This is a genomic window from Trabulsiella guamensis ATCC 49490 (assembly GCF_000734965.1).
Lineage (GTDB): Bacteria > Pseudomonadota > Gammaproteobacteria > Enterobacterales > Enterobacteriaceae > Trabulsiella > Trabulsiella guamensis.
Genome location: NZ_JMTB01000042.1, coordinates 20,056 through 32,147, shown reverse-complemented (window position 1 = coordinate 32,147; position 12,092 = coordinate 20,056). Strand labels below are relative to the sequence as shown.

The following is a 12,092-nucleotide window of genomic DNA, read 5'->3' as shown; positions in this document are numbered from 1 at the left end:
GGAAAACATAATGAATATTGAAGATCGTTTAGCGGAACTGGGTATTACACTCAGCGAACCCGCTGCACCTAAATTTTCGTATGTCCCGGTTAAGCAGACCGGAAACTTATTATATACCTCAGGAAATGACTGCCGGATAAACGGTGAGCTTATTTATCATGGTTCGCTGGGAAAAGAGTTATCGATAGAGCAAGGCCAGCAGGCGGCGCGGCAATGCATTATTAATATTCTCTCATCCCTGAAAGGCTATCTTGGCGACCTGAATCGCATCTCTGGTTGCGTGAAGATGCTGGGGTTTGTCCAGAGCACGGATGATTTCAAAGCGCAACCGTTGGTGATGAACAGTGCGTCAGATTTGCTGATTGCAGTATTTGGCGATGCCGGGAAACATGCGCGCTCTGCGATTGGTACGAATACACTGCCGTTTGATACACCGGTAGAAATTGAATTAATTTTTGAAATAAACGCGTAATTCGCTACGCGGTAATACCTCCGGGAAATATCCTGGCCCCTGAAGCGCCATTATTCCTTCACTAATGGCGTCATTAACATTACAAAAGGATAATATATGTCCACTCAAGCAAGCCCTCGCCTGAAGCGTTTGCAAATTATGGCATTATTGTTTTTGCTCGTGGCGGGTATTATTAATTTTCTCGACAGAACGTCGCTTTCGATTGCCAACACCACTATTCGGGAAGAAATGGGGCTGACCGCAACGGAAATGGGGTTGCTGCTGTCAGTTTTCTCCTTCGGTTATGCGCTTTGTCAGTTGCCGATTGGCATGGTTATGGAGCGCTTCGGTGTGAAGAAAGTGTATGGGTTCGGCATCTTCCTGTGGTCTGCAGCCCAGACCGCGCTGGGGCTGGTCGGATCGTACAGCCAGATGATTGTCGCCCGCGTGGTGCTTGGGATCGGTGAAGCCCCCCATCTGCCGACCTGCGTCAAGGTAGTCAACGACTGGTACAACATCCGCAAGCGTGGCGTGCCGATGGGGATTGTCAACATGTCATCCACGCTGGCACAGGCCCTGGCACCGCCGCTGTTGATCGCCCTGATGCTGGCATTCGGCTGGCGGACGATGTTCATCATCATCGGTGTTTTAGGGATTATCATTTCACTGTTATGGGCCATTTTTTACCGCAACCGTGAAGATGCCGGTCTTTCAGACGCGGATATCGCCCATCTGGAAGAGGAGAACCCGCCATCCAGCAAACAGAAAGTGACCCTGAAAGACTGGGCCGGGCTGTTTAAGCAAAAATCGATGTGGGGGATGATCATCGGGTTTAACGGCGTGGGGTACATGGTCTGGCTGTTCCTGACCTGGCTGCCCTCATACCTGGAGATGTCTCGCGGGTTAAGCCTGCAAAAAACAGGCTGGGTGGCGGCGATTCCGTTTCTGTTTGGCGCTGCCGGGATGCTGGTCAACGGCGTAGTTGCGGACTGGGTCATGAAGCGTGGCGCAGACAAAATGAAAAGCCGCAAATGGATGATCTGCTTAGGGCTGCTGTGTGCAGCGGGTTTCACCTTACCGGCGGCCTACACCGAGAGCACATTCATGGCGGTGGCCTGTATCAGTATGGCGCTGTTCTCCATTCACTTTGCTGGTACGTCTGCCTGGGGGCTTATCCTGGTTTCCGTGCCGTCGCGACTGGTGACATCCGTCAGCGGCATTCAGAACTTTGGCGGGTTTATCGGCGGTTCTTTCGCGCCGATTATCACCGGGATGATTCTGGACAGCACGGGTTCATTTACCCTTGCGCTGGTAGCTTCCTCAGTCATCGCCTTTATGGCATCGCTGGTTTACTTCTTTATGGTCGATAAGCCAGTGGTTGATCCTGCTGCGCTGAGATAAGTTCCTGGTTGCTCACCATCCGTTTGCTCTCCCTGACACCGGGCGGACGGGTGGTGAGATCGGTTGCAAGCTGGAATTATTATTATTTTCATTACCGGTTTAATGTGAAGTTCTTCGCAATTAGTAACGTTTCAGCAAATATCTCGCCTGAAAAATGACAAAGCTCAGTAAATAAAATCCAGGAATTTATTAAGATTTCACTCTCCAAATGTTTATTTCCCTCGCAAAAAAAGACCTTGCTTTTAGTGTGCTAAGGATTATATTACAAAAATAAGAGACGCATAAAATAGATTTTACTTAGTGCGCTTTGATGCAAATCAGTAAAATGAATAATAACTCATAATATACCCACAAAGGGGTATTGAGAGTTGGTTTCAAAAGTTACATAACTGATTTTGTTAGTTATTTTATGGCGTTTTAAATAAAATGAAATTGAAGGCGTGGGATTATACTGCAATGGAAAAATATACAAACGATCGCTGAAGTGGAGCGTGGCTGAAAGCTGGAGTTGTTTGATTTAGATCTCACAATATTGAAAAAAATAGCCCTTTAGGGCCGCATTATTATATTTTTGTTTATGAATGTCGGTAAGATCTCATCATTTAACAAGCAATAAACTTATATTATTGCTTTCTTGTCATAAAGGAATGACAAAAAATGGAAGGAGTAAATGCGTTAATCACATCTCATGGTGTTAGTCGCCGTGATTTTATGAAGCTTTGTACCGCGCTGGCTGCAACCATGGGGTTGAGCAGCGAAGCCGCGGCCGCTATCGCCGAATCTGTCAGTAGCCCACAGCGCCCGCCAGTAATCTGGATTGGTGCGCAGGAGTGTACCGGTTGTACAGAATCGTTGCTCCGTGCAACGCACCCGACAGTAGAAAACCTGGTGCTGGAGACTATCTCTCTGGAATATCACGAGGTGCTTTCTGCGGCCTTCGGCCATCAGGTCGAAGAGAACAAACATAACGCGCTTGAGAAGTATAAAGGGCAGTATGTTCTGGTCGTCGATGGTTCCATCCCGTTAAAGGACGATGGTATCTATTGCATGGTGGCCGGTGAACCGATTATTGATCATATCCGTAAGGCGGCTGAGAATGCGGCGGCGATCATTGCCATCGGCTCCTGCTCGGCATGGGGCGGCGTTGCAGCGGCAGGGGTTAACCCGACGGGCGCGGTCGGTCTTCAGGAGGTGTTGCCGGGTAAAACCGTGATCAACATTCCGGGTTGTCCGCCGAACCCGCAGAACTTCCTCGCGACAGTCGCGCATATCATTACCTTCGGTAAACCGCCAAAACTGGATGCGAAAAACCGTCCGACGTTTGCCTATGGACGTTTGATTCACGAACACTGTGAGCGTCGCGCGCATTTCGATGCCGGTCGTTTCGCCAGAGAGTACGGTGACGATGGGCATCGCGAAGGATGGTGTCTCTACCATCTCGGTTGCAAAGGGCCGGAGACCTGGGGTAACTGCTCGACGCTGCAGTTCTGCGACGTAGGCGGCGTGTGGCCGGTATCGATAGGCCATCCGTGCTATGGCTGTAATGAACAAGGGATAGGCTTTCACAAAGGCATTCATCAACTGGCTCACGTCGAGAATCAGACGCCACGTTCAGAAAAACCCGACGTTGATAATCGGGAAGGCGGCAATGTCTCGGCCACAGCGGTCGGTCTGTTGGGCGGCGTAGTGGGGCTGGTAGCCGGCGTCAGCGTGATGACGGTGCGCGAACTGGGACGTCAGCAGAAGAAAGACGATGCTGATTCACGGGGAGAATAGCCGTGGATAGACGTAATTTCCTGAAAATAGCTTCCGGCGGGGCGCTGCTGATCGGCAGCACCTCTCCCGGACATGCGGCGGCGGAAAACCGCCCGCCAATCCCTGGCTCGCTCGGCATGCTGTACGACTCTACGCTCTGCGTGGGGTGTCAGGCGTGTGTGACGAAGTGTCAGGATATCAACTTTCCCTCCCGTAACCCGGAAGGTCCGCAAACCTGGTCAAACAACGACAAGCTGTCGCCCTATACCAACAACATCATTCAGGTGTGGCACAGCGGTAAAGGCGAGCATAAAGATCAACTCGTCGATGGCTACGCCTACATCAAAAAACAGTGTATGCACTGCGTTGACCCGAACTGCGTTTCCGTATGTCCGGTGCAGGCGCTGACCAAACATCCGAAAACCGGCATCGTTCAGTACGACCCTGATGTCTGTACTGGCTGCCGATACTGCATGGTCGGTTGCCCGTATAACGTGCCGAAATACGATTACAACAACCCGTTCGGTGCCATTCATAAGTGTGAACTGTGTAACCAGAAGGGCGTTGAGCGTCTTGATAAGGGTGGCTTACCGGGCTGTGTCGAAGCCTGTCCTGCCGGGGCGGTGATTTTCGGTACCCGTGAAGATCTGATGGCGGAAGCGAAAAAACGTCTGCAGATGAAGCCTGGTGACGAATACCACTACCCTCGTCAGACAGTCGATTCCACGGACCGTTATCAACACACAGTGCCGCATTACGAGCAGCACCTGTACGGTGAGAAAGAGGGCGGTGGTACGCAGGTACTGGTACTGACCGGTGTTCCGTATGAGAAATTAGGGCTGCCTGAACTGGACGAACTCTCCACCGGCGCGCGCTCGGAAAATGTTCAGCACACGCTGTATAAGGGCATGGTGTTACCACTGGCCGTGCTTGCGGGGTTGACCGCCCTGGTGCGTCGCAACACCAAAAACGACCATCACGACGGAGGGGACGACCATGAGTCATGATCCTAAACCGCTGGGCGGTAAGCTTATCAGCAAACCGATCCTGTTTTTCGGCCCGCTGATCCTGCTTTGTGTTCTGTTTATCGGTAAGCGTCTGGTGTTCGGTTTGGGCTCGGTCTCTGATCTGAACGGCGGTTTTCCGTGGGGGATCTGGATCGCCTTTGACCTGCTGATCGGCACCGGTTTCGCGTGTGGAGGCTGGGCGCTGGCCTGGGCGGTGTACGTCTTTAACAAAGGCGAATATCACCCGCTGGTGCGTCCTGCGCTGCTGGCGAGCCTGTTTGGCTATTCACTGGGCGGTCTGTCGATCACCATCGACGTGGGTCGTTACTGGAACCTGCCGTACTTCTACATTCCGGGATTCTTCAACGTTAACTCGGTGCTGTTTGAGACGGCGGTCTGTATGACCATCTACATCGGCGTGATGGCGCTGGAATTTGCCCCGGCCTTGTTTGAGCGTCTGGGGTGGAAAGTTTCCCTCAAGCGCATCAACAAAGTCATGTTCTTTATCATCGCTTTTGGCGCGCTGCTGCCGAGCATGCACCAGTCGTCAATGGGCTCACTGATGATTGTCGCCGGGCATAAAGTGCATCCGCTGTGGCAAAGCTATGAAATGCTGCCGCTGTTTTCGCTACTGACCGCGTTCATCATGGGTTTCTCGATTGTCATTTTCGAGGGATCGCTGGTACAGAGCGGCCTGCGTGGCAACGGGGCGGACGAACAACCACTGTTCAGAAAACTGATGGGTACCATCAGCATCTTTCTTGTGCTGTTCCTGGTGCTGCGTTTCGGTGAACTCATCTACCGCAACAAGCTCGGACTGGCCTTTGCGGGTGACTTCTATTCGGTGATGTTCTGGCTGGAAATCCTGCTGCTGGCCTTCCCGCTGGTGGTGCTGCGTGTGCCGAAACTGCTGCATGATTCGCGGATACTGTTCCTCGGGGCGCTGAGCATGCTGCTGGGTTGCGCGCTGTGGCGTTTGTCCTACTCGCTGGTCGCCTACAATCCGGGCGGCGGTTATGAGTACTTCCCGGCCTGGGAAGAGATTTTAATTTCTATTGGTTTTGTGGCAATTGAGGTATGTGCATACATCTTACTCATTCGTTTACTGCCGATAATTCCTCCTTTAAAGCAACAAGATCATCGTCATGAGGCGAGCAAAGCATGAGCCAACGTATAACTATTGATCCGGTAACCCGTATTGAAGGGCATTTACGCATCGATTGCGAAATTGAAAACGGCGTCGTGTCAAAAGCGTGGGCATCGGGAACCATGTGGCGCGGCATGGAAGAAATCGTCAAGAATCGTGATCCGCGTGACGCGTGGATGATTGTGCAGCGTATCTGCGGCGTGTGTACGACCACCCATGCGATGGCATCCGTTCGCGCCGTTGAGAGCGCGCTGAAAATCAACGTTCCACTCAATGCGCAGTACATTCGCAATATCATTCTGGCGGCGCATACCACTCACGACCATATCGTGCATTTCTACCAGTTGTCGGCGCTGGACTGGGTGGATATCACCTCCGCACTGAATGCTGACCCGGCGAAAGCCTCAGCGCTGCTGAATGGGGTGTCAACCTGGCACCTGAACAGTACCGAAGAGTTCGCGAAGGTACAGAACAAGATCAAAGCGCTGGTTGCCAGCGGCCAGTTGGGGATTTTCGCCAACGGCTACTGGGGACACCCGGCAATGAAACTGCCGCCGGAGGTCAACCTGATTGCGGTTGCCCACTATCTGCAGGCGCTGGAGTGCCAGCGTGATGCCAACCGCGTGGTGGCGTTGCTGGGCGGCAAAACACCGCACATCCAGAACCTTGCAGTCGGTGGCGTCGCCAACCCGATCAACCTTGACGGACTCGGCGTACTGAACCTTGAGCGCCTGATGTACATCAAGTCGTTCATCGACAAGCTGAGCGATTTCGTTGAGCAGGTTTACAAAGTGGACACCGCGGTTATCGCCGCGTTCTACCCGGAATGGCTGGATCTGGGCAAAGGCTCGAAAAACTACCTGGCGGCACCGGAATTCCCGACCGACGGTCAGAATGGCAGCTTCCTGTTCCCGGGTGGTTACATCACTGACAGTGATCTGTCGACGTATCGTCCGATCGCCTCGCATTCTGATGAATACCTGATCAAGGGTATTCAGGAGAGCGCGAAACACGCCTGGTACAAAGACGAAGCCCCGCAGGCGCCGTGGGAAGGCACCACCATCCCGAACTTCACCGGCTGGAATGCAGATGAAAAATACTCGTGGGTGAAATCGCCGACCTTCTACGGCAAAACGGTGGAAGTCGGGCCGCTCGCCAACATGCTGTGCAAACTGGCGGCGAAACGGGAATCCACCTGGAACAAGCTCGGCGAAGTCATCGCCATTTACCAGAAGCTGACCGGAAAAACGATCGAAGTGGCGCAATTACATTCCACGCTTGGCCGTATCGTCGGTCGCACCGTCCACTGCTGCGAACTGCAACATATCCTGCAGGATCAGTACAACGCGTTGATTGCTAACATTGGTAAAGGTGATCACGTCACCTTCGTGAAACCGGATATTCCGGCAAACGCGGAGTTCAAAGGCGTCGGCTTCCTCGAAGCGCCGCGCGGAATGCTCTCGCACTGGGTGGTTATCAGGGACGGGAAGATCAGCAACTACCAGGCGGTGGTGCCGACAACCTGGAACTCAGGGCCGCGTAACTTTAACGATGAGGTCGGACCGTACGAGCAGTCACTGGTGGGGACACCGATTGCTGATCCGGAAAAACCGCTGGAAGTGGTAAGGACTGTCCATTCCTTTGACCCGTGCATGGCCTGCGCGGTGCATGTGGTGGACGCCGATGGAAATGAAGTGGTCTCGGTGAAGGTTCTGTAATGCGGATATTAGTATTAGGCGTCGGTAACATTCTGCTGACCGACGAAGCCATCGGCGTACGTATCGTTGAAGCGCTTGAGCAACGGTACGTGCTGCCGGATTACGTTGACGTGCTTGATGGCGGAACGGCGGGCATGGAGTTGCTGAGCGAGATGGCGGACAGGGATCACCTGATCATCGCCGATGCGGTGGTCTCGCGTAAAGGCGTGCCGGGGGATGTCTTAATCCTGCGTGATGATGAAGTCCCCACGCTGTTTACCAACAAGATTTCGCCGCATCAGCTAGGCCTTGCCGATGTGCTCTCGGCATTACGTTTTACGGGGGAATTCCCCCGTAAGCTGACGCTGGTTGGCGTCATTCCGGCGTCACTCGAGCCAAAGATCGGGATGACGACAGAAGCTGAAGCCGCACTGGAACCTGCACTGCAACAGGTGATTGCAGCGCTGCGTGAATCCGGTGTGGAGGTGGTGTCCAGAGAGGTGTGTTATGAGTGAGGATATCGCAGGTTTCTCTGCCAGCCCGGCAGAAGCGGTACAGGCGGCGTTTGAAGCCATCTCGCGTGACGCGATGCAGAATCTCTCGTTTTTGCACCCCGACATGCCGGTGCATGTTTCGCCCTTCAGTTTGTTCGAAGGCCAGTGGGTCGGTTGCGTAGTGACGCCATGGATGCTGAGTGCGCTGATTTTCCCCGGGCCGGATCAGCTCTGGCCGCAGCGTAAAGTGAGTGAAAAAATCGGCCTCAAACTGCCTTTTGGTAACATGACTTTTACCGTCGGTGAGCTGGATGGTGTTTCCCAGTATCTGACCTGCTCACTCATGTCGCCGCTGGATCGTGACCTGACGGCGGAGCAGGGCGTGCGGCTGGCGGATGACTGCCAGCGGATGCTGCTCTCTATTCCGGTCAGTGATCCTTATGCTGTGCATGCCAGCCGTCGCGCGCTGTTGTTTGGCCGCCGGAGTAATGAGCATGCATGAACTTTCTCTCTGCCAGAGCGCGGTCGAGGTGATTCAACAGCAGGCTGCACAGCATAACGCGGCGCGTGTCACCGGTGTCTGGCTGGAGATTGGCGCGCTGTCCTGCGTGGAAGAAAACGCGGTACGTTTCAGTTTTGACAGTGTCTGCCGTGGCACAGTGGCGCAGGGCTGCGAACTGCATATCGCCATTAAACCCGCGCAGGCGTGGTGCTGGGATTGCAGCCAGCCCGTGGAAGTCGCCAGTCAGGACGCCCGCTGCCCCGTTTGCCAGGGCACGCGGCTGCGCATCGGGAACGGTGAGATGCTGGTAGTGAAGAGTATTGAAGTGGAATAACGTCGTCATTCAGGAGTTAACGATGTGTATTGGCATTCCCGGAAAGGTGCTGTCGGTAGGGGAAGATATCCACCAGATGGCGGAAGTCGAAGTGTGCGGCGTGAAGCGTGGCGTTAATATTGCACTGGTATGTGAAGGTGATCCAGCGGGGCTGGTCGGCCAGTGGGTTCTGGTCCATGTCGGGTTTGCCATGAGTGTTATCGATGAAGTGGAAGCGCAGGAAACGCTGATGGCGCTGGAACAGATTGGCGGCCTGGAGCCGGTGCAAACGAACTAAGCGCAACATCCCCTGGCGACAAACATCGCCAGGGGACAGCCATTACGCTTTGTTGTTGGGATTGTACATTTCTGCACGGTTTCGCCCGTTGCGCTTCGCAATGTAGAGCGCTTCATCTGCCGCCTGAACCAGGCGTTCGTAGTCCGGATGCCCCTGGAACATGGCGGCGCCAATGGACAGCGTGGTCGTAAGTTGTTTGCCGTCCGGCGTCGTCACCGCCTGTTTCGTGGCTTTCGCACGAATACGTTCTGCGATATGCATGGTTTCGGCGGGTGTCGCTTCGGTCAGCACAATCAAAAATTCATCGCCGCCGTAGCGGAAGACATAATCGCTGCTGCGAACATTGTCATAAAAGACTTGCGAAATTTTGCGCAGAATATCATCGCCGGTCGCATGCCCATGACCGTCATTGATCTCCTTAAACTTATCAACGTCGATAAGCAAAACCGAAAGGTTAGTCCCGGAACGGTTAGCATGGGTGATTTCACGTTTGAAAATCGCCGCCAGAAAACGCCGGTTCAGCAGCTTTGTTAAGACATCCATGCCCACTTCATGCTTGGAGACATCATCAAATAACCCGCGTAACAGGGCGGCAATTTGCGTTGTATTATTTTTAATTTGCAGCATAAAATCATTACGCAGATTTTTTTGCCGAAATGTCCTGGAGGCTTCTCGCGTTTTCAGCAATATTTGATCGGTTTCCTGGATTAATTTCGCAATATAACCGACTTCAGCGATACCGCTGAAATAATGGCGGCCTTTATGATTAAACCACAGGCCGAAATCGGCGCGACTGATGAGCTGAATACTGTCGAGATCAGCCTCCAGCATCACGTTATACATCACATCCATTTCCCAGCTGAGCAGGCTGCCAAGCTGTCGCTCTTTTTCTTCTTCGGCATTTTCAAGCAGAGAAAAGATGCGATAGTTTTCATCTTCTTTCATGCTGCTACTTTCACCAAAGGTGAAAGTACGCGCCATAATTTCCAGCGCAAGGTCAATGCTGCTTAACGAAAAGCTCAGGAGTTTAATCTTGTCACTGTCACTGCCGCTGCGCTCAATGATCAGCGGAATAAGATTACGCTTTAAGATCCGCGCGCCCATATCAACCAATTGTATCGGAATACCAATGCGAGCGTGGATTTCACCCACATGTTGCTGGATGGCGATCAGTTCATCGACATCGTTTTCTGAACAAGAGAGAACGCGCTTTAACCACATCACCAGTGATTTTTTCAAATGCGTTTCAACCTGTTCATTAGTGAGAAAATCGACGGCTTGTGGATCGGTAAGGATATTGGTGTAAAAAATTTCGCTCAGATTCCGGGCATTATCTTCACCCAGTCCCCGAGCCATCTCATGAATATGTGGCTCGGTCTCCCGAATCAGGCCGAGCCATTCTTCTTTTACCCTGGCGACATAGCTTTGCATCGTGGCTTACTCCGTGTTCGAACCTCATTTAATCATAATCGAAGTCTGAAAATTTGCGGGGTGGTATAACCAACAGCCATGGAGACAGATAACATGACGATTCGCCACGGGAAACCCCGTGGCATGGCGTCAAAACATTAATGCGCGCAGAAGAATATTGGGCGTTTACCCACCGTAAATATAAAACCCCGATGCCCCTGCGTCAGAATGGTATAGCTAATCGTTTTGTTCGGATAGACGTAAAAGTCCGGCAAGACATCATTGAGCAGATCGTCCGATATTGCCGCATCGTTGGTCACTTTATGCACGCGCGTGGAGTGAAAACGCAGGTTGTCTTTGTTTTCTGTCCAGGTGTAAGCAACGTCCTGGCGGATCACGCCAAGCGGCTTATCGTTATGGTAGTACGTGCCGCTGACTGCGACCACCCCGGTACGTTTTTCCAGAGTATACATAAAGTCCAGCGTCATATTCGCGCGCACATCTTTGTAATAAACCACCACAGAGGCGGTACATTTTTCAGGATCGAGCATTCGCTCACTCTGCCGGTGATAATAGTATCCCGACGCGCCGCCGAGTACGAACAGCAGCATGCAAAGCGCGGCTGTCTTTTTCTTAGTCATCATTCAGCCCCCGGAAGTAGAGGGTAATACAACCGGAATCCGATTTTCTCTCGTAAGGCCGGTGACAAAGCAGTGCCGACAATGCTGGCGCTGTGCTCGAAGACGAGAAGTAGATCCACGGATACTTTTTACAATCGACGCCTGTTTTCATGACCGCATTTTTGTATTTCTGAAAACTGTCGTTGCCGTCGATATCATCGCTACGGGAAAAAAACTGACAGCCATTCACTGTTTCGTACAGTCTGTAGTTATCAAAGAAGTTCTTCTCGTTTTTCAGATACCAGGGATACTGGAATATCAGCGCGCCGACAATAAATGATAACACCATCAGCAGCACACGCTGGTTACGTGCGCGTTTGCTATTACGTATGCTGTCAGATGTTTCTGCTGCAGGTGGCGGAGTAACATCCAGTAAAGCATTGTCTCCAGCCACTTCAACGTCATCACTATTATTTTGGGGCGCTTCCGTTCCCGCTATTTCCTCAACTTGTTCAACTTTAATGTTGCTCTCAATCTGAAAGCCCTTACGTGGAACTGTGGCAATCAGCGTTCCCTCGGTTTCACCAACAGTACGCAGACCGCGGCGAACAATAGAGATATTTTGATACAGCGTATTGGCAGGCACCAGCATGCCATCGTCTTCCCAGACCTTTTTAAAGAAATCCTGCTGCGGCACGACCTCCGGTGCAGCTTCCAGTAAAAGGGTCAGACAGCGACTGGCAGGCGTGGTAAGTATTACGCTTAGTTCAGGATTAGTCACAGACGCCAGTCTGTTCTTTTCTGGCCTGAACTCAATGTTATTGTTAATAATCCATAACATACATCAGTCACCATGTATTTAAATGCAGCATATAAAGTTGTAACAGAAATGAAAGTTTAAGCTCATTGTTTGACAAAAAAATGTGTACTTACAGCCGGGTATAAGTATCGCACATTTCCCCATGAAACTCATTTTTAAAAATGCAAAAACCCTGGG

Annotated in this window: 13 protein-coding genes; 10 read left to right on the top strand and 3 right to left on the bottom strand. The window is 52.1% G+C overall.

Annotated elements, in window-relative coordinates:
- The first annotated feature begins 10 nt into the window (after positions 1-10).
- The 10 genes from GTGU_RS04810 (at position 11) to hybG (ending at position 9,065) form a co-directional block, all read left to right on the top strand.
- Positions 11-472 (top strand): RidA family protein, encoded by a 462-nt coding sequence (locus tag GTGU_RS04810; RefSeq protein WP_038154570.1) that lies wholly within the window; start codon positions 11-13, stop codon positions 470-472.
- A 96-nt stretch (positions 473-568) separates the two neighbouring features.
- Positions 569-1,852: an MFS transporter gene (locus GTGU_RS04805; protein ID WP_038154569.1), complete on the top strand. Its 1,284-nt coding sequence runs from the start codon at positions 569-571 to the stop codon at positions 1,850-1,852.
- A 657-nt stretch (positions 1,853-2,509) separates the two neighbouring features.
- On the top strand, positions 2,510-3,628 hold the full coding sequence (gene hybO / locus GTGU_RS04800; protein WP_038154568.1) for a hydrogenase 2 small subunit: 1,119 nt from the start codon (positions 2,510-2,512) through the stop codon (positions 3,626-3,628).
- 2 nt (positions 3,629-3,630) lie between these two features.
- Positions 3,631-4,614 (top strand): hydrogenase 2 operon protein HybA, encoded by a 984-nt coding sequence (gene hybA / locus GTGU_RS04795; RefSeq protein WP_038154567.1) that lies wholly within the window; start codon positions 3,631-3,633, stop codon positions 4,612-4,614.
- Positions 4,604-5,779 carry a Ni/Fe-hydrogenase cytochrome b subunit gene (gene hybB, locus GTGU_RS04790; protein WP_038154566.1) on the top strand — a complete coding sequence of 392 codons (1,176 nt, stop codon included), beginning with the start codon at positions 4,604-4,606 and terminating at the stop codon, positions 5,777-5,779. Before hybA ends, hybB begins: the two co-directional genes overlap by 11 nt.
- Positions 5,776-7,479: a hydrogenase 2 large subunit gene (gene hybC, locus GTGU_RS04785; protein WP_038154565.1), complete on the top strand. Its 1,704-nt coding sequence runs from the start codon at positions 5,776-5,778 to the stop codon at positions 7,477-7,479. The genes hybB and hybC overlap by 4 nt, the downstream gene beginning before the upstream one ends.
- A complete protein-coding gene (locus GTGU_RS04780) occupies positions 7,479-7,973 on the top strand; it encodes a HyaD/HybD family hydrogenase maturation endopeptidase (protein WP_038154564.1) in 495 nt (164 codons plus the stop codon). The genes hybC and GTGU_RS04780 overlap by 1 nt, the downstream gene beginning before the upstream one ends.
- A complete protein-coding gene (gene hybE / locus GTGU_RS04775) occupies positions 7,966-8,454 on the top strand; it encodes a hydrogenase-2 assembly chaperone (RefSeq protein ID WP_038154563.1) in 489 nt (162 codons plus the stop codon). The genes GTGU_RS04780 and hybE overlap by 8 nt, the downstream gene beginning before the upstream one ends.
- Entirely contained in the window at positions 8,447-8,788 is a 342-nt protein-coding gene (gene hypA, locus GTGU_RS04770) for a hydrogenase maturation nickel metallochaperone HypA (RefSeq protein WP_038154562.1), read from the top strand. The genes hybE and hypA overlap by 8 nt, the downstream gene beginning before the upstream one ends.
- Before the next feature lie 22 nt (positions 8,789-8,810).
- The gene (gene hybG, locus GTGU_RS04765) at positions 8,811-9,065 is read left to right on the top strand and encodes a hydrogenase maturation factor HybG (protein ID WP_038154561.1); all 255 of its coding nucleotides are present in this window, start codon (positions 8,811-8,813) and stop codon (positions 9,063-9,065) included.
- Between the two features lie 42 nt (positions 9,066-9,107).
- Here hybG and GTGU_RS04760 read toward each other — a convergent pair whose 3' ends face one another.
- From GTGU_RS04760 to GTGU_RS04750, 3 genes are all read right to left on the bottom strand, one after another.
- Positions 9,108-10,496 carry a diguanylate cyclase gene (locus GTGU_RS04760; RefSeq protein WP_038154560.1) on the bottom strand — a complete coding sequence of 463 codons (1,389 nt, stop codon included), beginning with the start codon at positions 10,494-10,496 and terminating at the stop codon, positions 9,108-9,110.
- A gap of 137 nt (positions 10,497-10,633) precedes the next feature.
- Positions 10,634-11,116, bottom strand: coding sequence for a hypothetical protein (locus GTGU_RS04755; protein ID WP_038154613.1), 483 nt, complete (start codon positions 11,114-11,116; stop codon positions 10,634-10,636).
- Complete coding sequence (locus GTGU_RS04750; RefSeq protein ID WP_038154559.1) at positions 11,109-11,936, bottom strand: winged helix-turn-helix domain-containing protein; 828 nt, start codon at positions 11,934-11,936, stop codon at positions 11,109-11,111. The genes GTGU_RS04755 and GTGU_RS04750 overlap by 8 nt, the downstream gene beginning before the upstream one ends.
- Positions 11,937-12,092 lie beyond the last annotated feature (156 nt).

What these genes read in the sequence shown, in the direction of transcription:
- GTGU_RS04810 (WP_038154570.1), top strand. Translation starts at nt 11, where the DNA reads ATGAATATTGAAGATCGTTTAGCGGAACTGGGTATTACACTCAGCGAA.
- GTGU_RS04805 (WP_038154569.1), top strand. Translation starts at nt 569, where the DNA reads ATGTCCACTCAAGCAAGCCCTCGCCTGAAGCGTTTGCAAATTATGGCA.
- hybO (WP_038154568.1), top strand. Translation starts at nt 2,510, where the DNA reads ATGGAAGGAGTAAATGCGTTAATCACATCTCATGGTGTTAGTCGCCGT.
- hybB (WP_038154566.1), top strand. Translation starts at nt 4,604, where the DNA reads ATGAGTCATGATCCTAAACCGCTGGGCGGTAAGCTTATCAGCAAACCG.
- hybC (WP_038154565.1), top strand. Translation starts at nt 5,776, where the DNA reads ATGAGCCAACGTATAACTATTGATCCGGTAACCCGTATTGAAGGGCAT.
- GTGU_RS04780 (WP_038154564.1), top strand. Translation starts at nt 7,479, where the DNA reads ATGCGGATATTAGTATTAGGCGTCGGTAACATTCTGCTGACCGACGAA.
- hybE (WP_038154563.1), top strand. Translation starts at nt 7,966, where the DNA reads ATGAGTGAGGATATCGCAGGTTTCTCTGCCAGCCCGGCAGAAGCGGTA.
- hypA (WP_038154562.1), top strand. Translation starts at nt 8,447, where the DNA reads ATGCATGAACTTTCTCTCTGCCAGAGCGCGGTCGAGGTGATTCAACAG.
- hybG (WP_038154561.1), top strand. Translation starts at nt 8,811, where the DNA reads ATGTGTATTGGCATTCCCGGAAAGGTGCTGTCGGTAGGGGAAGATATC.
- GTGU_RS04760 (WP_038154560.1), bottom strand. Translation starts at nt 10,496, where the DNA reads ATGCAAAGCTATGTCGCCAGGGTAAAAGAAGAATGGCTCGGCCTGATT.
- GTGU_RS04755 (WP_038154613.1), bottom strand. Translation starts at nt 11,116, where the DNA reads ATGACTAAGAAAAAGACAGCCGCGCTTTGCATGCTGCTGTTCGTACTC.
- GTGU_RS04750 (WP_038154559.1), bottom strand. Translation starts at nt 11,936, where the DNA reads ATGTTATGGATTATTAACAATAACATTGAGTTCAGGCCAGAAAAGAAC.